This window comes from Mesorhizobium sp. M0019, from assembly GCF_040323975.1.
Lineage (GTDB): Bacteria > Pseudomonadota > Alphaproteobacteria > Rhizobiales > Rhizobiaceae > Mesorhizobium.
Genome location: NZ_JAMYVK010000006.1, coordinates 122,819 through 141,598 on the forward strand (window position 1 = coordinate 122,819; position 18,780 = coordinate 141,598).

The window sequence follows — 18,780 nt, forward strand, 5'->3', positions numbered from 1 at the left end:
ACGAACGCCCCTCACATTCTTTCCATTATGGATTCACTGCACGATCAAGTCGAGATCATGGCGGGACAGCGGCTTCGGCTGGGATTCGGTGGTCAGATAGGTGCGGCCAAGCGTCATCGCGGTTTCGGTTTCGGAGTCCATGATGATCATATGGGCGAACAGCGTCATGTTCGGCGCAATCGGTTCGGGATTACCCTGATAGAACATCGGCATATCCATCCAGGACGGGGTGAAGCGGGCGCCGAGCGAATAGCCGCAGGCATTGAGCCGGTGCTTGGTCAAATTGTGTGCTTCGAGGGTGCGGGCATGGGCGTCGAACACGTCGCCGAACGTATTACCGGGCGTCATCGCCTTCTCGACTGCAAGTAGCGCGGCGCGGGCGGCATCGAACAATTCCTGTTGGCGTTTCGATACCTTGCCGGTCAACACCGTGCGCATCATTGCCGCATGGTAGTGGTGGAAGACACCGGCCCATTCGAGCGTCAGCTGGTCGTTCTTGGTGAGCTTGCGGCGACCGGCCTTGTAGCGGCAAAGCAGGGCGTCGACTCCGGAGCCGATGATGAACTCGTTGGCCGGATAATCGCCGCCGCCGGCAAAGATCGCACCTTGCATGGCGGCGAGGATCAGCGCCTCATCGCCGCCCTGCTTGATCAGCGGCAGTGCTGCGTCCAGCGCGTCGTCGGCCAGATTTGCGGCTTTTTCCGCCTTGGCGATTTCTGCCGGGCTCTTGAACAGCCGTAGCCGGCTGACAATGCCGGAGGCATCCGCGATCTGCCCGAAGGTCTGCAACTGCTCGTCGAGGCGCCGGCCATTATAGGCGGTCAGGCCGTGGGTGTCGTATTCGACGCCGATCCGGGCGCCGAGCAGGTCAAGCTCGTTGAGCAGATTGCGCAGATCTACCGCCGGATTGGCGCCGTTGCGGTCCGTCCACAAAACGATGTTGTCGATGATCGAGGTGTGGCGCGCCTGGCGCAAGTCGGCCGAACGCGTCAGCAGCACCATCGAGCCGTCGGCCTTGACCACCAGGCACTGGAAAAAGCAGAAGCCGAAGGTGTCGTAGCCGGTTAGCCAATACATGCTTTCCTGGGCAAACAGCAGGACGGCGTCGAGCTTCTTTTCGGCGATCTCGATCATCAGTCGATCGCGCCGCGCGTCGAATTCCGAGCGTTCGAAATGCAGCGCCATCAGTCAGCCTCCAAAACGATTGCCGAAACCTGTCGCCCGTAGTCGGGCTCGTTGCGATGCGTGCTGCGCCGATAGGAGTAGAAAAGCTCTTCCTCGGCATAGGTGCAGCGGCCAAGTCCTTCGGCGTTGACGCCAGCCTTGGTCAGCCGGTCGACCGTGTAGCGGTTGAGATCGAACATCGCGTGTCCGGCAGTTGCGGAGGGCGCGAAATAGCGAGCATTGCCGGCATCGGCGTCGACGAAACGGGCGACGAATTCCGGTCCGACTTCGTAATTCCGTGGGCCGATCGAAGGACCGAGCACTGCGACGATGCGGTCGCGCCGGGCGCCGAGGCTTTCCATTGCCGCGATGGTGTTTTCCAGCACTCCGGTGAAAGCGCCTTTCCAGCCGGCATGGGCGGCGCCGATAATGCGCGCCTCGGCGTCGGCGAAGAGGACCGGTCCGCAGTCGGCGGTCGAGGCACCGACGGCAATGCCCGGCCGGTCGGTGACAATGGCGTCGGCCTTGGGCCGCTCGCCGGCAAAAGGCTCCCTGGCAATGACGACGTCCGGCGAATGAACCTGGTGAGCGGTCAGCAGATGGTTTGCAGGCACGCCCATCCATTCGGCGACCCGGCGGCGATTCTCGCGCACCAGCGTCTGGTCGTCGTTCGAGCCGGTGCCGATGTTGAGGCCCCGGTAGATGCCGCTGGAAATGCCGCCGACTCGCGTGAAGTAGCCGTGGCGGATGCCTTGCGCCGTTTCCAGCAAGGGCGACCGAACGGGATCCGGTTTGGTCTGATTCAGCATGGCGGCTTTGTTGTCCGTATGGGCGATTTCGTCAAGCGAGTTGAAGGGGCGCAGTTGAAGGCTGGTCAGTTGAAGGCTGGCGCAGTTGATGTCGGGCGCTAGTCGGAGACGGGAGAGTGAGAGAGGCGGCAGCGAAAAGTCAATCCGTGCTTGGAAACGGCGGAACGGCAATGCCGGCGGGGAGGACGGCAAGCACCTTGAAGAGTTCGCCCATGGCCAGCGGGCCGGCGAGGCGCTCGACGTCGGCCGCGATCTTTTCGCGAGCTGCCTCATCGGCATTGGCGCCGAGCCGGCCAGCTCGTTCGAGAAGCCCCATCTTGAGCAGGAATTCACCTTGCGTTGAGAGGTGGGCATCGAGGCTGTGTGCCCGAACGGTTGCCGCGAGGGCAGCGAAATCGACATGGGCTGTGAGATCGGCCTGCCCCGGATTGGCCAGCACGTCCTCATGACCGTGCTTGCGCAAGGCCTGCAAGGTGTCGCCGATCCCGGGCTGGAGGTGACCGTAGTCGAGAAACAGGCCGGCGCCGCCAAATCCGGCAAGTCGCCCGGCGATGGCCGCCATCAGGGCGGCGCGGGCTGGCGCCACCTCGACGATGGCACCTTGCGGCGCATTCTCGGCACCCTCCGGCAGCAGCATCGGGTCAAGCGAGCCGGCGCCGACGAAAAAGCGCAGCCGGTTCGCATCGTCGAGACCGATCATCCGCTCGCGCCAGCCGGCCCCAGCGCGGACGAACTGGCGGATGGGCACGGCGTCAAACAGCTCGTTACCAACAATCAGAAGCGGCCCCTGCGGCAGTGTGTCGACGGCCTCATGCCAGGCGATGGTGGCCGACGTCCCGGCAAGCGTTCGTTTCTGGACCTCGGTCAACCGCAGACTGGTCTCGATCAAGGCGAACGATGCGCTGGCGGTAAGCGTCCGATCGAGCCGCGAAAGCGTGCGCAGCATATCTCTCATCAGCGTGCCGCGGCCGGGGCCTATTTCGGCGATGGCGACCGGCGTCGGCCGGTCGATCGCCAGCCACGCCTGATAGAGCCAGATGGCGACCAGCTCGCCAAACATCTGGCTGACCTCCGGCGCGGTGACGAAGTCGCCGGCGGCGCCGAACGGCTCACGTGTCGTATAATAGCCGTCCTGCGGATCGAACAGGCAGAGCGCCATGTATTCGCTGATGGGGATCGGTCCCACGGCACCGATCAGCTCGGCGATGCGGGTCTTCAGCCGCGTCATGCCGGCTGCGGTTTTGTCACCGGCTTGGCTGTAGCCATCGCCCAGATGCCGGCCAGCACCATCGGCAGTGACAGCACCATTCCCATGGTCAGCCAGCTCGTGCCGAGGAGGTAGCCAAGCTGCTGGTCGGGCTCGCGAAAGAATTCGACGAAGATGCGCGAGGCGCCATAGCCGGCGATGAAGGCGCCGCCGACGAAGCGCGGCGCCTTCAGCTTGAGCCGCGAATGGGTGAGGAAGCGCAGGACAAGGAACAACACCAGCCCTTCGAGGAGCGCCTCGTAGATCTGGCTCGGATGGCGTGCAAATGGGCCGCCATTGGGGAATTCGAATGCCCATGGAACGTCGGTCGGCCGGCCCCATAGTTCGGAATTGATGAAGTTTGCCAGGCGAACGAGGCCAAGCCCCACCGGCACGCCGGCGGCAACCACGTCGAACAGCGACCATGTGCGGATGCCACGAGACCGGGAAAACAGCGTCATTGCGAGAATGACGCCGAGCAGGCCGCCATGAAACGACATCCCGCCCTGCCAGACGGCGACGATATCGAGCGGATTGGCAATGTAGCGCGGCAGGTCGTAGAACAGCACGTAGCCGGTGCGTCCGCCGAGCACCACACCGATGGCTGCCCAGACGATGAAGTCATCGAGGTCGACGGGCTTCATCGGCAGGGTGCCGTCGGGCCAGAGTTTTGGGTTGGTGACGAGGCGCTTGGCGTACCACCACGCGAACAGAATGCCGACGATGTAGCCGACGCCGTACCAATGCACCGCCAGCGGTCCGATCCGGACGATGACCGGGTCGATGTTGGGAAAGGGCAGGACGGCCAGCGGCAGCAAATATTCGCTCAACAGGGTCTCCGGGTTCCCAATCAGGTTCGGGCGCGGACCATGCGGCAGGCTTTTGGCGGGGTCAAGGCAAGCATATGCTTGCATTCCGAATCGCGCGCCACTACGTCAATTCGACCAAGCGAGGATTTGCCATGGCGACCGGACCGAACCGCATTCTCGATGAATTCGCCAAGCTGATGACCGATGCAGCCGGTGCCGCGCAAGGCGTGCGGCGCGAGGTGGAGACCGCCTTCAGGGGCCAGGCCGAGCGCATACTCAACTCCATGGACGTGGTGCAGCGCGAGGAATTCGAGGCCGCTCGCGACATGGCGGCGAAGGCCAGGGAAGAAAACACCCGCCTCGCCGCTCGCATCGAGGCGCTCGAGGCCAGGCTTGCCGAATTGACCGGTCAAGCAGCGCCTGCGGCTGCGGCAAAGCCGCGTGCAAAAAAATAACAAGAAATAAATCGTTAAACTTTTCCACAAAGCCGGATCGCAAAAAGCGCTTTGTCGTGAATCGCTTACCGGTACTGCGTGAATCTTTGTGACAGCGCCTTTCCACATGCGAATGACGCAGTGCGAAAAATTTGGCTGGTCACGCGACTCCCGATCAATAGACTGAATTTGTTGCATGATTCGGAGCAGGGTCATGCGCCGGGCGGTGGGGTCCGGTCCGGGGTCTTTGCGTTCACGAAGTCCTGGCCGTCCGAGTTCTAGGCAGAATTGTTCGAGTGTGCCTCTCCCGCGGAGCGTGTGGTGGCGCTCCCAGAACGACAGGAAGCATTTCATGGAACTTCTCGAACTCGAATTCTCCCGCGAAATCCATCCGGTGGATGTTATCGAGCAGGTGGCGCACAACAACGATTGGTCCTTCGAGCGGGCCGGCGACGACGAGATCTCGATCTCGGTTGCCGGAAGCTGGACCGACTACCACGTTTCATTCTCCTGGATGGAGGACTACGAGGCGCTGCACCTGGCCTGCGCCTTCGACATCAAGGTCCCGGAGGCGCGCGCGCTCGAGGTGATGCGGCTGCTTTCGCTGATCAACGAGCAGATGCTATTTGGCCATTTCGACCTCTGGGAGCAGGAAGGCGCCATCATGTTCCGCCAGTCGCTGCTGCTGGCCGGTGGGGTCGAGCCGTCGAGCCAGCAGGTCGAGGTGCTGCTGTCGTCGGCGCTGGAAGCCTGCGAATGCTATTTCCAGGCGTTCCAGTTCGTCGTCTGGTCGGGAACTTCGGCCAAGGATGCGTTGGCCGGCGTGCTGTTCGAAACCTACGGAAACGCCTGACCGTCGATGAGTTCGAGCAACGCGCGAAAACCCGAGATCAGCTTTGCCGATTTCGACCGCGTCGACATCCGCGCCGGCACGATCGTCGAGGCCGAGCCTTTTCCCGAGGCGCGCAAGCCGGCGATCAAGTTGAAAATCGATTTCGGTCCCGTGATCGGGGTGAAGAAATCCTCGGCCCAGATCACGAAATACTATACGTCCGAAGCCCTGATCGGCCGGCAGGTGTTCGCAGTGGTCAATTTCCCGCCGCGTCAGATCGGGCCATTCATGTCGGAAGTGCTGACGCTCGGCTTTCCTGACGAGGAGGGCGCCGTTGTCCTTGGCGCGATCGAGCGCAAGGTGCCGGACGGCGGCAGGTTGTTCTAGCTGCGTTGTTGTTCACGCAGCCAGTTTACGCGTGGTACCCAGCGCTTCTTCGACCGTTTCCATGAACATTTCCGCGCAGGCCTTCCAGCTGTAGCGCATCGCGCGTTGCCGCGCCTCGGCGCGGTCGACGTGAAGGGCGGCGAGCGCTGCTTGCCGCAGGTCGTCCGACACCGCGCCGCCGATGCCGTCACCCACAATATCGATCGGTCCGGTGACGGGATAGGCTGCGACCGGCGTGCCGCTGGCCAGCGCCTCGATGATGACGTTGCCGAACGTGTCGGTACGGCTGGGGAAGACGAAAACATCGGCCGAGGCGTAGATCTCGGTCAGTTCGTCGTTCGGACGATGGCCAAGGAAATGGGCATCGGGATATCTGGCCTTCAGCTTCGCCAATTCCGGCCCTTCGCCTACGACCAACTTGCTGCCGGGCAGGTCGAGGTCTAGGAAGGCCGGCAGGTTCTTTTCGATCGCGACGCGGCCGACGCAGAGGAAGATCGGTCCGGGAAATCCCAGGTCCTTTCTTTTGTCCGGCCGAAAATGATCGGTGTCGACGCCGCGCGTCCACGGCCGGAGCTTGGTGAAGCCGCGCGCCGCAAGATCGTCGGCAAGCGACTGGGTGGCAACCAGCGTGCCCTGTCCTGAATTGTGGAAATCACGCAGCCAGCGATAGGCCCATGCTTCAGGCACCGGCAGGCGCGCGCTCAGATATTCCGGAAAACGTGTGTGATAGCTGGTCGTGAACGGGCGGCCGGCGTTGCGGCAGTAGCGCCGGGCCATAATGCCGAGCGGTCCTTCGGTGACGATATGGATGTGGTCCACCTTGCGCGCCTCGATCAGCTGCGCCACGCGGTGCGGCGTCGTCAGCGCCAGCCTGATATCGGGATAGGTCGGCAGCGGCAGGGTGCGAAAGATATTCGGCGTCAGGAAGTCCGTCTCGATATCGAAGGATTTCAGGGTCTCCGAGAGGCGCTCCAGCGTGTGGACGACGCCGTTGACTTGCGGGCGCCAGGCGTCGGTGACCATCAGGATGCGCATGGCGGTCCCTTGGCGGCAAGCTTGATTGGCTTGCCGCGATGCCTGAACGGCGACCACGCCGCCACTCTGGCCTCGCACCGGCGCACCCGGACAGGCGCGGGGTCGAAATGAGGCCGCAGGGCCGAATCAATCAGGATCGCGCGCTTCATTGGCGCTCTTCACCATGGTTTCATGACGGGCCGATGAAGGCCGGGTGTCGCTGCCGTCAAGCGGGGACCTTGATCACCGCCCGAAGGCCGCCGAGCGGGCTGCGTTCGAGGACGATGTCGCCGCCATGGCTGCGGGCAATGTCACGTGCGATGGAGAGGCCAAGGCCGGTGCCGCTGGCGTCGAGGTTGCGGGCCTCGTCCAGCCGCACGAACGGCTTGAATACATCCTCTCGCTTTTCGGGCGGAATTCCCGGGCCGTCATCGTCGATGGTGACGAGCAGCGAACCGCACCCATGATTGGCATTGATCTCCACCGACTTGGCATAGCGGAATGCATTGCCGACGACGTTGGACAGCAGCCGGGCAAAGGCATTGGGGCGCACGTGCACATGCGGATCGCCGACGAGCACGGTCGACAGCTTGCGCTTGCGCAGCGCGGCCTCCTCGCGAAGCTTATCGAAGAAGGCTTCGAGATCGAACTGGCCGGCGTCTTCCGAAGCTTCGCCGCGTGCAAAGGCAAGGTAGCCTTCCAGCATCGACTGCATGTCGTCGATGTCCTGGTCGAGTGCCTGGGTATCGGCTGCCTTGGTCCCGGCAAGCGCCAATTGCAGCTTGAAGCGGGTGAGGATGGTCCTCAGATCGTGGCTGACGCCACTCAGCATGGCGGTGCGCTGCTCGAGCTGGCGTTCGATGCGTTCGCGCATCTGGATGAAGGCAAAGCCGGCGCGGCGGACCTCCTCGGCTCCGCGCGGGCGAAAATCGCGCGGCATCGGCCGGCCCTTGCCGAAGCTCTCGGCCGCCTCGGCCAGCGTCAGAATCGGCCGGATCTGGTTGCGCAGGAAGGGAATGGCGATCATCAGCAGCACCAGCGAGGTGCCGACCATCCAGATCAGGAAAATATGGGTGTTCGATGCATAGGCCTGGCTGCGGCGCACGAAGACGCGCAGCACCTTGTTCTCGAGCTGGACGCGGACCTCGACGATATTGGAATTGCCGACCGTATCGATCCAGAACGGACGGTTGATCTGGCGGGTGATCTCGGACGAAAGGATCTCGTCGAGGATCGAGAAGAACGGCTTTGGCCCGGGAGGCGGCAGCGGGTCGGGCGGCAGGAGGTCGACCTTCAGCTGCATGCGATCCTGGGCGATGCGGATGACGTTGGCGTAGTCGGCGTCGTGAGGATAGGTCTCTATCAGGTCGATGATGGCGGCGATGTCGCGCACCGTGGCCTGCGACAGGCGCTGCGTCACGGTCTGCCAGTGGCGCTCCATGAAGACAAAGGCGACGACCGACTGCAGCATGATCATCGGCGCGATGACGATGATCAGCGAACGGGCATAGAGCCGCTTCGGCATGTAAAGCGACACCAGGCGCCAGAAACGGTTCCAGGCGCGCGGCACGGCCTTGAGCGCCCGCGTCGCGCGAGCGCTCAAGCCGCCATCTCCCGGCCGTTCGAGTTGCGTGGTCGCCATTCGTCTTTTCGCTCACCGGCGGCCCGGCAAAGGACCGCTGTCGGCGGCATTCTATTCCACGCTGAGCCGATACCCAATACCGCGCACTGTCTGCAGCCAGACCGGATTGGACGGATCGCGTTCGATCTTGCGGCGGAGCCGATTGATCTGGACGTCGATCGTGCGCTCGCCGACCTCGGATTCATCGCCGACAAGCTCATGCCGCGGTATCGTCTCGCCGGCACGGGCAGCGAAGATCGCCAGGATTTCCTGCTCGCGGTCGGTCAGCTTGAGCGCCTCGCCGCCGCGCTTCAGCTCACGCCTGGCGATCTGGAACGTATAGGGGCCAAAGACCAGCTGTTCGACCTTGGGCGTTGTCGCGGGGCCGCCGCGGCGCAGGATATTGTTGATACGCAGGATCAGCTCGCGCGGGTCGAACGGTTTAGGCAGATAGTCGTCGGCGCCGGCCTCGAGCCCGGTGATCCGGCTGTCGGTTTCGGACAGTGCGGTGAGCATCAGGATCGGCACGTTTTTCTCCGCCCGCAGCGCCTTGGTGAGGTCGACGCCACTTTCACCCGGCATCATGACGTCGAGCACGATCAGATCGAAGTCGAGGCCGGCGAGCTTGCGCCGCGCCTCGCCGGAATTTCCGGCGACGGTGACGCGAAAGCCGTTTTCGGTCAGATACTGTTTCAGAAGATTGCGGATACGGGTGTCGTCGTCGACCACCAGCAGATGCGGCGCGTCGTCTTCCGGTGCTGTCGGATGATCAACCCTCTCAATGGTCTCCATGGTTTTTCCCTGACATCTTTGCGGGCACAATGTCGATCTGCGCCCTTAGTTCCGGATTGACCATCGCTTCAAGGAACCGTTCGATAACGGCGCGTTCGGTGGCTCCGGAATCTTCCAATGCAGCATGGATGCGGCGCGACTGTGGCCGCGCCAGCGCCAGCGCCAGGGCACGGCCCTTGGCTGTCGGGTAGAGTTCGCGCTGGCGGCGGTCGCGAGGGCCCTGCAACTGCACGATATGGTCGGTGTCGATCAGTTGCTTGAGCACGCGCGCCAGGCTCTGCTTGGTGATCTTGAGCACGTCGAGGAGCTCGGCGACCGTCAGCCCGGGCCGGCGATTGACGAAATGCAGAACCCGGTGATGGGCACGGCCAAAACCGTAATCGGCCAGGATCTGGTCCGGATCGGAGGTAAAGTCGCGATAGGCGAAGAAAAACAACTCGATGATGGCGAAATCGATGCCGTCCTCGTCGGTGATCGCCGTCCTGATCGGTTCTGCGGCTGCGTGGCTCGTCATCTTTTCTCCGTGTGAAGCAGGAAATTATGTCAGCACTATTGACGTATTTTCCGCGCGATGCTAATTTTTGGCAAGCTTTTCGGCGGATTGCGAACGAAAAGGCAAGCGAAGCCGTTTTTTCCGGAACTTCCTGAGTTTGCCAGACCTTAAATATCCGCCTACGCTTTGAGACAATGGCCGCCCACAGCGGCCGAAACGAAACACGCAACGACACAATGATGTGCGGGCCGCCGCCCGCGGGAGGTTACCATGGCATCCGTTCCCTTCGACCAACTGGACGGCTTTATCTGGATGAACGGCGAATTCGTCAAATGGGCCGACGCCAAGATCCACGTCTTGACCCACGGGCTGCACTACGCCAGCGCGGTATTCGAGGGCGAGCGCGCTTATGGCGGCGAAATTTTCAAGCTGACCGACCACACCGAACGCCTGCATGAATCGGCGCGCCTGCTCGGCTTCAAGATACCCTACTCGGTCGCCGAGATCGACGACGCCTGCCGCTCGCTGTTGAAGAAGCAAGGTTTCCAGGACGCCTATGTCCGGCCGATCGCGTGGCGCGGCAGTGAACAGATGGGCGTTTCCGCACAGAACAGCCGGATCAACTGCGCCATCGCCATCTGGCAGTGGCCAAGCTATTTCGACCCGGCGCAGAAGCTCAAGGGCATCCGGCTCGACATGGCCGAATGGCGCCGCCCCGACCCGCGCACCGCACCGTCGAAATCGAAGGCGGCCGGCCTCTACATGATCTGCACCATGTCCAAGCATGCCGCCGAGGCCAAGGGCTATGCCGACGCCATGATGCTCGACTGGCGTGGCCAGGTGGCGGAAGCGACAGGCGCCAACATCTTCTTCGTCAAGGACGGCAAGATCCATACGCCCAAGCCTGATTGCTTCCTCGACGGCATCACCCGCCGCACGGTCATCGACCTTGCCAAGGACCGCGGTGTGGAGGTGATCGAGCGCGCCATCATGCCGGAGGAGCTTGAAGGCTTCCACCAGTGCTTCCTCACCGGGACGGCGGCCGAGGTGACACCGGTTTCGGAGATCGGTCCGTACCGATTCGAGGTCGGCGATATCGCCAAGACATTGATGAACGACTATTCTGCGGCGGTTCAACCCAACCACGCGATTGCTGCAGAATAACGAAAGTCACAGGTTTTTTATCAAGTAGGGGCGGTTTTCGGGCCGCCCCTTTTATTTAAGCGTTTGCGCATTTGACTTTCATTCAATTCGGCGTCTCATGATGGCGTCGGCCTGGGAGGCTGGCAGCTATGGAGGGACTGGAAATATGGATATGAACACGCTTCTTCCGATCATTATTCAGGTGATTACGGGCATCATCGGTGGCCAGGCGGTGGGTGCGGCTATCAAGAGTGCGGCGATGGGGCAGCTTACCAAAATCCTGGGAGGCGCTGTCGGCGGCGTCGGCGGTGCGGCCATCCTCAACAGTCTGCTGGGTGGCGCGGTCGATCCGGCAGCAGCCGCCACGGCGGCAGGGGCCGGCAGCGCGTTGAACATTTCAAATATCGTTGGCGGTGCCGGCGGCGGCGCCATCCTGACCGGCATCATCGGTGCGGTCATGAACGCGATGAAGAAATAAGCTTCGACGTTTCAGGTTTTCAAATGGGCGGCTTCGGCCGCCCATTTCGTTTGCCGTTTGTGGGAGCGGTGGACGCCGTTCGCGTGTGTCTCTACATCAGGGCATGGTTCAAGGTTGGAGCTCTCCTGACGCGTTCGAGGGGACGCGCAGCACTCCGACAGCGTGAAAGGACGAATATGGGTCAGCTCAACGCCGGCATCGTGCCGGTCACGCCGTTCCAGCAGAACTGCACCATCCTCTTCGACATGGACGACAGACAAGGCGTTGTCGTCGATCCGGGCGGTGACATCGACAAGGTGCTGGCGGCGCTCGAGGACAATGCGATCACTGCCGGCGCGATCTGGATTACGCATGGCCATATCGACCATGCCGGCGGGGCCATGGAACTGAAGGAGGCGCTCGGTATCGAGATCATCGGTCCGCATGCCGCCGACCGGCCGCTGCTCGCCAATCTCGAGAACCAGGCAAAGCGCTACGGCATCACCGATCCCGTGCGCAACTGTGTCCCCGACCGGTTCCTTGCCGAAGGCGAGACCGTTTCGTTCGGCTCACACGAGTTCGAGGTGCTCCATTGTCCGGGCCATGCACCCGGCCACGTCGTCTACTATAGCCGGGCTGCGAAGTTCGCCCATGTCGGCGACGTGCTGTTCCGCGGTTCGGTCGGCCGCACCGATCTGCCGGGCGGCAACCACGCCGCGCTGATCGCCTCGATCAAGGAGAAGCTTTTGCCGTTGGGCGACGACATCGGCTTTATCTGCGGCCATGGTCCCGGCAGCCGTTTTGGTGAGGAGCGGCGGAGCAATCCTTTTCTGGTCTGAAACCGCTTGCCGGAAACAAAAAGCGCGGCCTGTGCGACCGCGCTTTTTTCCGACGGGAAACTGCCTCCGCTAATTGGCGGTGCAGAAATGCTGGTCGCCGTCATAGCCGGTGAACGTGCCGGTACGGGTGTTGAAGCTCCGGTAGCGGTCCGAGCAGTATTCGTACCAGCCGCGGGTCCACGGCTCCGCATAGCTTTCGGCATAGGCCACTCGCGGCTGCACGTAATAACGGCGCACCGGGCCAGGCCTGTAGTATTCATCATCATAGGCCGGGTCGTAATAGCGGGGCTGCGGGCTGGCGAGCGCGCCGCCGATCAGGGCACCGGCCGCAAGGCCGAGCACGCCGGCCGCAACGGCGTCGCCGTGGCCGTGGTGGCGGCGGTGATGGCGCCATTCGTCGGCATTGGCCGCGGGCAAGGTCGCCAGCGTGGTCGCAACGACCGCGGCGGACAGGATGGCAGTCTTGAAAATTCGGTTCATGTCGGTCTCCTTCGTGCCGGCCCGGGTCGTTTTCGGGGGATGCGGTCCGGCTTTAACGAAGATTAATATGCGACCGTGGCTGAACGGGGGCTGAACGAAATTTGACCAGGCGGTTCATCTAACTGGGCGGTTCAAGCGTGCGGCAAACACCGCAGGCCAGACCGGCCCACGTCCATTCTGTCCGGGGGTGGTTCAGCCGATCGACAGGTTGACGGCTTTCGGACCCTTGCCGCGCTTGTCCGGCTCGGTGTCGAATGTCACTTTCTGCCCATCCTCAAGACCGGGAAGACCCGACGCCTGCACGGCCGAAATATGGACGAAGACATCCTTTGCCCCGTCGTCCGGCGTGATGAAGCCGAAGCCCTTGGCGTGATTGAAGAATTTGACGGTGCCGGTCTGCGGCATGGGAAGCTCCTTTGATCCCACAAGTCCAGTCTCGGGCCGGCAAATGCCCGGACGGAAATTTGTCCTTTATTTTAGTGCCATCGGCAAGAGAAAGTTTTGCGGCTGCGGGCAAGCATCCCGGAACACAAAAGGCGCGACGAAAACCGCCGCGCCTTTACAGAATTCAAGTTCACTCCAAAAGCCTTGCAGATCCTCACACCCCGAAAGGACGCGCGGCACGCTGTGGTTTCAGGCAGCGCGGAGATTGACCGCTTTCGGACCCTTGCCCATACGGTCGGGCTCGACATCGAAGGTGACCTTCTGACCGTCGACGAGCGTGCGCAGCCCGGAAGCCTCGATCGCCGAGATGTGGACGAACACATCCTTGGCGCCGCCATCGGGCGTGATGAAGCCGAAGCCTTTGGTAGCGTTGAAGAATTTAACGGTGCCGGTCTGGGCCATTGGGGAAACTCCTTCACCCGTGTCAGTCTTGGTGGTTCCGCCCGCCGCCTGGCGCCGTGGGCAAGTCCCGGTGGTTGCTTCGGCAGTCATGCATTGGCGCATGGGTAAAACCCCCCGCCGAAAACGGGGCTGTCAGAGATTCACAGTATCGGGGAAAGGTCGTCCAAAACGTTCCGCTCTCCGGGTCGCAAATGCCCGAACACAAAATTTATCGCACGGAAACGTGATGCTTGCAAGACACAGCCGCGGGCGGCCCCAACAGGCGCATCCCGACGCATCGCACCGATAGTCCCGGTTCTCTGCGCGGTCATCGGCCAGACTTCACCCAGGCATGGTCCAGCCAGCGGGGCAGGTGCTGTCTTGGCTTGCGCCGCCATACCGCCCTGGCTCGCCAGTTGCAAACAGGGGTTGCATCTGGCAGCGGAATGACGAGGATCGGCCTGACCCAGGCACCATTTGTGCAGGCAGGAGTTTCGAGGGAGGGAACATTCATGCGGTTTCTTGCGGCAATCTTTCCGCGGCAGGTTTTTTCCATCCTGTTCCTGTCGGTAATTCTCGCAGCCTGCACCGTCGTGGTGGATGATGAGGGGCCGGGGCCGCGCCCGCCACGGCCGGGGCCGCAATTCTGCACTAGGCAATATGACCCGGTCTGTGCCCGGCGCGGCGGCGACCGCCAGACCTTCGCCAATGCCTGCCTTGCCGAACGGGCCGGATACCGCATCATTCGCGAGGGCGAGTGCCGCGGCGGTGGTGGTGGCGGTGAGGAGCAGACATTCTGCACCCGCGAATACCGCCCAGTCTGTGCCCGTCGCCATGGCGAACTGCGCACATTCCCCAACGAATGCGAAGCCCGCGCGGCGGATTATCGCGTCGTCGATGACGGGCCCTGCTAGCGCACCGACCTACAGCCTGGCCGGATAAGCACCATCTGGGGGCCGGCGTAGAGCTCAGCGCCGTTCCCGTTGGAGATGCGCAGGCGACGCGGATCTGCGGCATCATCAGCATGTGAAGCAGCGTTGTGGCGCGTCGGCTCAGTTGGCCGGGTTGTCGACCGGTTCGAGATTGTCTTCCGTGGTGACCCGCTCATAGGTCTCCTGATCGCTGCGGATGCGATATTGCGGCGAGCCGTCCTTGACCGGCAGCCGGCTCTTGATCTGGAACAGCTCCGCGGTCTTTTGGGCAAGGCCGGTGCGGCTCTTCATGCGGACGGTCTGGCCGACGGTGAAGATATGCGCCGGCGTGTCCGTGCGCCGCGCATTCTGCTGGAAGCGGATCATGTGACATTCTCCTGGTCGTGCCGAAGCGCTGCGTCGAGCTCGGCATGGTCAATGGCGACAAGCTGGCTGGTCGCGCTTTTCACTGTCCTTGCCGGCAGATGGATGAAAGTGGCGACGCGGCGCCAGGCAGGCCAGGACATGCCGTCGATCAGTTCTTCGTCGTGGTCGATGTCATAGTCGCCGGCCGGCTGCACGCCATCCAGCCCGCCAAGCACGAAAGGTGCCGCGAAATGCGCTATGGAATGGGTGGTGCGAGCAGACATTCTTGTGCCTCGAAGTTCTCGCTTGTGCCTTGAAGTTCTCGTGCCTTGAAGTTTCTTTCCGGCCTGCCCCGGAAGCGGAGCCTGCATTGCGGTACCAGGTGTCGGCGATTTGGATAAGTTTGGCGGGCCGAGAATCCCTGACACCGCGGGGCCAAGCATGGCCCAAAACGGTTTCATACCAATAGTCTGAAAATACGGCTTATTCAAGAAGTTTTCGGCCTCTTACCCCTACCAACGTCAAATTACTTTTCTATAGTTATCCGCAGAACGATGATACGGTCCCGGTGCACCTCAAAAATTGTTTGAAGAACTTCCGAAAAAATTCCTCCGGCATTTGTATTTATCTAGCAATGGAAGGAAGAGAGTCATGAACTCCGCAAGAACACCGGATGTCCCGACAGTTGCAGTCAGTCCTGTCGCAAAGCCGATAAAGGTCTTGTCGCCGCGTCTCACGATAAGAAGCGACGAGGCGGCAAGGCGAAGGATTGCCGACACCGACGGCACGGCGCGGCGGGCGCGCCAGCTTGCCGAAAGCAACCGCCTGATTTGACGCGCAAGCCATGACGCTCAATTTTCCCAATCCCAGCCGCTCCTATGACGCGGCGGCCAAGCGCATTCGTTTCGTCGGCCATGACGGCATGCTCGAAGTCCCGTTCTTTGTCGAGGTCGCGGCACTTTCGGCGGCAAACCCGGCAGCAAGCGGAGCCGAGGCCGAATTTCTCAGCGCCTTCGACGCCAAGCGTTCGTCGATCCACGAGATTGCGCGCCAAGCCTACTCGCACGGCCGCAGGAACATGTATGTGCTGACGCCGGCCGACTTTCGGTAGGCTCCCCCGGGTTCGAAGTTTTGCTTCGTAGCGACCGCCGTCTGCTCTTGCACGCGCCGCAGCGATGGCCTAGATCGCGGCAGGCGGACAACACGGCAGGTTTCCCATCAATAGAGATCCGAGACAACCGGCAGGCGCACGTTACGGCTCAGGCGGACAGCCGCCGCTGGGGCTCGACCAGCACGTGCAGCAGGCGCTGCAGCTGCACCAGGCCGGGCGCCGGCAGGAAGCCGAGGCGCTTTACCGACAGGTGCTGGCGCAAAAGGCCAACCACCCGGCTGCTGCGCATTTCCTCGGGCTTCTGCTGCACCAGACCGGGCGCAGCGCCGAGGGGCTGGCGCTGATCGAACAATCGGTGCGTCTGCAACCGAACAATCCGGATTTCCTCAACAATCTCGGCACCGTGCTGCGCGACCTCGGCCGGGTCGCGGCCGCCGCCGATCTCTTCCGCAAGGTGGTGGCGATTCGGCCGGACCAGCTGGCGGCGCGTGACAATCTCGGCTCGTCGCTGAAGCAGCTCGGCCAATTCGAAGGCGCCGAGGATATTTATCGCGGCACGATCGGCCGTAACCCGTTCCATGTCCGCGCCCGCGTCGGGCTTGCCGAAACGCTGCAGGAAGCGGGCCGGCTGGATGAGGCACTGGCTGTCTTTCGTGAGGCGCTGACGATCCGGCCGAAGGATGCCGATCTTTTGCACGGCCTGGGTGTCGGGCTGATGGAAAAGGGAAATCTCGACGAGGCTGCGGATCTTTTCAGGCAGGCGCTGGCTGTGGACCCCGGCATGGCGAGGGCCTGGCTGATGCTTACCCAGGTCAAGCGCCAGAAGGAGCGCGACGCCGAGCTTGCCCGCATGGAGGCGGAGCACGCCAAGGCGCCGCAAGGCAGCCTGGCGCGCATGCAGCTTTCCTTCGGCCTCGGCAAGGCCAATGACGACCTCAGGGATTATGGCCGCGCTTTCGACTATTTCGCCGAAGGCAACGCGATCCGCCGCCAGGGCATCGACTACGACGCCGGCAAGACGCGCGGCGAGTTCGAGGCGATGAAGGCGGTGTTCGACAAGGCCTTTTTTGAAAGGCACAGGCCGAGCGGGATAGCCGACGACACGCCGATCTTCGTCGTCGGCATGCCGCGTTCCGGCACCACGCTGGTCGAGCAGATCATCGCCAGCCATCCGCAGGTCTATGGCGCCGGCGAGCTCAGCATATTGAAGACGGCGGTCGGCAAGCAGTTTCCGCTCAGCATGAAGGGCGGCTTTCCCTGGGGCATCGCCGACATGCCCGACAAGGCCTATGCCGAGGCCGGCCAGGCCTATCTCGACATGCTGCACGCCCGCTATCCGGGTTCTCGGCACGTCACCGACAAGATGCCCGGCAATTTCCTCTTGGTGGGCTTCATCCATTTGATGCTGCCGAAGGCCAAGATCATCCATTGCGCGCGCGATGCGGCGGCGACCTGCCTGTCGATCTACAAGGTGCACTTCCGAGGCGACAGCCATCGCTACGGCTACGATCTCGACGAGCTCGCCGATTTCCACAATCTGTACACCGACATCATGGCGCACTGGCACGCGGTGCTGCCTGATGTCGTGCACGACGTTCGCTACGAGGATTTCGTCGCCGACCAGGAAGGCCAGTCGCGGGCGCTGATCGCCCATCTCGGCCTGCCGTGGGCCGACGCCGTGCTGTCGTTCCACCAGACCGACCGGCCGGTGCGAACGGCGTCGGCTGCGCAAGTGCGCCAGCCGATGTATCAGGGCTCGGTCGACCTGTGGAAGCGCTATGGCGACCGGCTGAAGCCGCTGCACGACAAACTTGATCGAGGGGCGCCTACAGCTCGATGAAGGGCTGAAAACCGCCAAAGATCATGCGCTTGCCGTCGAACGGCATGGTCTCCCAGTCCGACTTGAGGCGCGGGTCGGCCATCACCTTGGCCATCACCGCGTCGCGACTCTGGCGCGATTCGTAGACCACCCATGAGAAGATGACGACCTCGTCGTCCTTGGCCTGTACGGCGCGCGGGAACGAGGTGAGCTCGCCATAAGGGACGTCGTCGCCGACGCATTCGACGTAGGCAAGAGCACCGTGCTCCTTCCAGACGGCGCCGCCGGTTTCCGCCAGCTTCTTGTAAGCATCGAGCTTTGCCTTCGGCACGGCAAGTACGAAACCGTCGACATAGGACATCTGATTTCCTCCTGGGTAGGTTTCCTTCTCCGGCAAAGGGCAAAGGAAAGAACGTGCTACGCCTTCTTCACCGGTGCGTTCATTGCCCATTCGACGCCGAACGGATCACGCATATTGCCCCAGCGGTCACCCCAGAACATCACCTGCAACGGCACGACTTCCTCGCAGCCAGCCTCGATGGCCCGCTGCCACCAGGCGTCGATATCGTCGCTGCCGAGATGGAGCTGCATGGTGTAGCCCTGCGGCTTCACAACGGCCATTCCATGCTCGGGATAGAAGTCGGAAAGCATCAGGGTCGAACCGTTGATGTGGAGATGGATATGCATGGTACGGCCCTGTTCGTCCGGCGGATAGGCAAAGACCTGCTCGGCACCGAAGGCCTTTTGGTAAAATTCGGCGGCTTTGAAAGCGCCGTCCAGCTGAAGGTAGGGCGTCAATCCGCCAAGCACTTTGGCGGCGGGCTGGGTCTGCGGCTGGTCATTCATGTCATGCTCCTCTTTGCGTCTGGTTTGCCTTTGCGAACCACAGGACGAACGGAACGGCGACGATCCTACACGGCCGATGGTTTTTTGGATTCGAAATGGCGCCTGTCGCGACGGCCAACTGCCACCTTTCAACCTTCGATGCGAATCCGCGGGCTGTTTTGCGCGTCGACGACGATTTCCGGCCAGCCAATATCTTTGCGCAGCTCGATCGGCAATGAAAGGATGGCGCGTTCGCTGCGATAACGGGCGCGAGCCGCCGAGTAACGCGTCACGGCGTGACCTATGGATGACAGAATAGACATGATGCTTTCTCCTCGATTGGCGCCGGCATCACCGTGTCGGCAACCCAAGGACGTGGCATGCGATCATCATCCGACAGAGC

The 18,780-nt window shown here is 62.4% G+C and carries 26 protein-coding genes; 10 read left to right on the top strand and 16 right to left on the bottom strand.

The window, feature by feature from the left end; translation table 11 throughout:
* Positions 1–33 precede the first annotated feature (33 nt).
* From NKK47_RS06895 to lgt, 4 genes are all read right to left on the bottom strand, one after another.
* Positions 34–1,185 (bottom strand): M24 family metallopeptidase, encoded by a 1,152-nt coding sequence (locus NKK47_RS06895; protein ID WP_352456920.1) that lies wholly within the window; start codon positions 1,183–1,185, stop codon positions 34–36.
* Positions 1,185–1,973: a peptidoglycan editing factor PgeF gene (gene pgeF / locus NKK47_RS06900; protein WP_023678424.1), complete on the bottom strand. Its 789-nt coding sequence runs from the start codon at positions 1,971–1,973 to the stop codon at positions 1,185–1,187. The genes NKK47_RS06895 and pgeF overlap by 1 nt, the downstream gene beginning before the upstream one ends.
* A 139-nt stretch (positions 1,974–2,112) precedes the next feature.
* Positions 2,113–3,201: a class I SAM-dependent methyltransferase gene (locus NKK47_RS06905; RefSeq protein ID WP_352456921.1), complete on the bottom strand. Its 1,089-nt coding sequence runs from the start codon at positions 3,199–3,201 to the stop codon at positions 2,113–2,115.
* Positions 3,198–4,049 (bottom strand): prolipoprotein diacylglyceryl transferase, encoded by an 852-nt coding sequence (gene lgt, locus NKK47_RS06910; protein WP_352456922.1) that lies wholly within the window; start codon positions 4,047–4,049, stop codon positions 3,198–3,200. Before lgt ends, NKK47_RS06905 begins: the two co-directional genes overlap by 4 nt.
* A 131-nt stretch (positions 4,050–4,180) precedes the next feature.
* On the opposite strand from lgt, the gene NKK47_RS06915 reads away from it, so the two are divergent.
* The 3 genes from NKK47_RS06915 (at position 4,181) to NKK47_RS06925 (ending at position 5,681) form a co-directional block, all read left to right on the top strand.
* The gene (locus NKK47_RS06915; RefSeq protein ID WP_023678421.1) at positions 4,181–4,483 is read left to right on the top strand and encodes an accessory factor UbiK family protein; all 303 of its coding nucleotides are present in this window, start codon (positions 4,181–4,183) and stop codon (positions 4,481–4,483) included.
* 331 nt (positions 4,484–4,814) lie between these two features.
* Complete coding sequence (locus tag NKK47_RS06920) at positions 4,815–5,315, top strand: type III secretion system chaperone family protein (RefSeq protein ID WP_023678420.1); 501 nt, start codon at positions 4,815–4,817, stop codon at positions 5,313–5,315.
* Between the two features lie 6 nt (positions 5,316–5,321).
* Complete coding sequence (locus tag NKK47_RS06925) at positions 5,322–5,681, top strand: tRNA-binding protein (protein WP_352456923.1); 360 nt, start codon at positions 5,322–5,324, stop codon at positions 5,679–5,681.
* 12 nt (positions 5,682–5,693) lie between these two features.
* Here the strand turns inward: NKK47_RS06925 and NKK47_RS06930 are convergent, their stop codons facing one another.
* The 4 genes from NKK47_RS06930 to NKK47_RS06945 all read right to left on the bottom strand — a co-directional run bounded on the left by NKK47_RS06930 (position 5,694) and on the right by NKK47_RS06945 (position 9,622).
* On the bottom strand, positions 5,694–6,716 hold the full coding sequence (locus NKK47_RS06930) for a glycosyltransferase family 4 protein (RefSeq protein WP_352456924.1): 1,023 nt from the start codon (positions 6,714–6,716) through the stop codon (positions 5,694–5,696).
* Between the two features lie 205 nt (positions 6,717–6,921).
* On the bottom strand, positions 6,922–8,337 hold the full coding sequence (locus NKK47_RS06935; protein ID WP_352575780.1) for an ATP-binding protein: 1,416 nt from the start codon (positions 8,335–8,337) through the stop codon (positions 6,922–6,924).
* A gap of 51 nt (positions 8,338–8,388) precedes the next feature.
* Complete coding sequence (locus NKK47_RS06940) at positions 8,389–9,108, bottom strand: response regulator (protein ID WP_023678415.1); 720 nt, start codon at positions 9,106–9,108, stop codon at positions 8,389–8,391.
* On the bottom strand, positions 9,095–9,622 hold the full coding sequence (locus tag NKK47_RS06945) for a MarR family winged helix-turn-helix transcriptional regulator (protein ID WP_352456926.1): 528 nt from the start codon (positions 9,620–9,622) through the stop codon (positions 9,095–9,097). The genes NKK47_RS06940 and NKK47_RS06945 overlap by 14 nt, the downstream gene beginning before the upstream one ends.
* 249 nt (positions 9,623–9,871) lie before the next feature.
* Here NKK47_RS06945 and NKK47_RS06950 point away from each other — a divergent pair, with 249 nt between their 5' ends.
* The 3 genes from NKK47_RS06950 to NKK47_RS06960 all read left to right on the top strand — a co-directional run bounded on the left by NKK47_RS06950 (position 9,872) and on the right by NKK47_RS06960 (position 12,040).
* On the top strand, positions 9,872–10,765 hold the full coding sequence (locus NKK47_RS06950; protein ID WP_352456927.1) for a branched-chain amino acid aminotransferase: 894 nt from the start codon (positions 9,872–9,874) through the stop codon (positions 10,763–10,765).
* A gap of 145 nt (positions 10,766–10,910) precedes the next feature.
* Positions 10,911–11,222, top strand: coding sequence for a hypothetical protein (locus NKK47_RS06955; RefSeq protein ID WP_023678412.1), 312 nt, complete (start codon positions 10,911–10,913; stop codon positions 11,220–11,222).
* Between the two features lie 176 nt (positions 11,223–11,398).
* Entirely contained in the window at positions 11,399–12,040 is a 642-nt protein-coding gene (locus NKK47_RS06960) for an MBL fold metallo-hydrolase (protein WP_352456928.1), read from the top strand.
* A gap of 69 nt (positions 12,041–12,109) precedes the next feature.
* Here the strand turns inward: NKK47_RS06960 and NKK47_RS06965 are convergent, their stop codons facing one another.
* The 3 genes from NKK47_RS06965 to NKK47_RS06975 form a co-directional block, all read right to left on the bottom strand.
* Positions 12,110–12,520: a BA14K family protein gene (locus tag NKK47_RS06965; RefSeq protein WP_352575782.1), complete on the bottom strand. Its 411-nt coding sequence runs from the start codon at positions 12,518–12,520 to the stop codon at positions 12,110–12,112.
* A gap of 192 nt (positions 12,521–12,712) precedes the next feature.
* Positions 12,713–12,925, bottom strand: coding sequence for a cold-shock protein (locus tag NKK47_RS06970; protein WP_006202521.1), 213 nt, complete (start codon positions 12,923–12,925; stop codon positions 12,713–12,715).
* A 228-nt stretch (positions 12,926–13,153) separates the two neighbouring features.
* On the bottom strand, positions 13,154–13,366 hold the full coding sequence (locus NKK47_RS06975; RefSeq protein ID WP_006202520.1) for a cold-shock protein: 213 nt from the start codon (positions 13,364–13,366) through the stop codon (positions 13,154–13,156).
* A 491-nt stretch (positions 13,367–13,857) separates the two neighbouring features.
* On the opposite strand from NKK47_RS06975, the gene NKK47_RS06980 reads away from it, so the two are divergent.
* Positions 13,858–14,259, top strand: coding sequence for a Kazal-type serine protease inhibitor family protein (locus NKK47_RS06980; protein WP_352456930.1), 402 nt, complete (start codon positions 13,858–13,860; stop codon positions 14,257–14,259).
* Positions 14,260–14,397: 138 nt separating this feature from the next.
* Here NKK47_RS06980 and NKK47_RS06985 read toward each other — a convergent pair whose 3' ends face one another.
* A complete protein-coding gene (locus NKK47_RS06985; protein WP_023678408.1) occupies positions 14,398–14,643 on the bottom strand; it encodes a hypothetical protein in 246 nt (81 codons plus the stop codon).
* Positions 14,640–14,906, bottom strand: coding sequence for a hypothetical protein (locus NKK47_RS06990; protein ID WP_023678407.1), 267 nt, complete (start codon positions 14,904–14,906; stop codon positions 14,640–14,642). Before NKK47_RS06990 ends, NKK47_RS06985 begins: the two co-directional genes overlap by 4 nt.
* A gap of 367 nt (positions 14,907–15,273) precedes the next feature.
* On the opposite strand from NKK47_RS06990, the gene NKK47_RS06995 reads away from it, so the two are divergent.
* The 3 genes from NKK47_RS06995 to NKK47_RS07005 all read left to right on the top strand — a co-directional run bounded on the left by NKK47_RS06995 (position 15,274) and on the right by NKK47_RS07005 (position 17,573).
* Positions 15,274–15,456 (top strand): hypothetical protein, encoded by a 183-nt coding sequence (locus NKK47_RS06995; protein ID WP_023678406.1) that lies wholly within the window; start codon positions 15,274–15,276, stop codon positions 15,454–15,456.
* Between the two features lie 10 nt (positions 15,457–15,466).
* A complete protein-coding gene (locus tag NKK47_RS07000; protein ID WP_023678405.1) occupies positions 15,467–15,733 on the top strand; it encodes a DUF1488 family protein in 267 nt (88 codons plus the stop codon).
* A 184-nt stretch (positions 15,734–15,917) separates the two neighbouring features.
* Positions 15,918–17,573 (top strand): tetratricopeptide repeat-containing sulfotransferase family protein, encoded by a 1,656-nt coding sequence (locus tag NKK47_RS07005; RefSeq protein ID WP_352456931.1) that lies wholly within the window; start codon positions 15,918–15,920, stop codon positions 17,571–17,573.
* Here the strand turns inward: NKK47_RS07005 and NKK47_RS07010 are convergent.
* The 3 genes from NKK47_RS07010 to NKK47_RS07020 all read right to left on the bottom strand — a co-directional run bounded on the left by NKK47_RS07010 (position 17,560) and on the right by NKK47_RS07020 (position 18,700).
* Positions 17,560–17,913, bottom strand: a complete 354-nt coding sequence (locus tag NKK47_RS07010) for a DUF1428 domain-containing protein (protein WP_023678403.1) — start codon at positions 17,911–17,913, stop codon at positions 17,560–17,562. The genes NKK47_RS07005 and NKK47_RS07010 overlap by 14 nt on opposite strands.
* A gap of 56 nt (positions 17,914–17,969) precedes the next feature.
* Entirely contained in the window at positions 17,970–18,398 is a 429-nt protein-coding gene (locus tag NKK47_RS07015; RefSeq protein ID WP_352456933.1) for a VOC family protein, read from the bottom strand.
* A 128-nt stretch (positions 18,399–18,526) separates the two neighbouring features.
* Positions 18,527–18,700: a hypothetical protein gene (locus tag NKK47_RS07020; RefSeq protein WP_023719167.1), complete on the bottom strand. Its 174-nt coding sequence runs from the start codon at positions 18,698–18,700 to the stop codon at positions 18,527–18,529.
* Positions 18,701–18,780 lie beyond the last annotated feature (80 nt).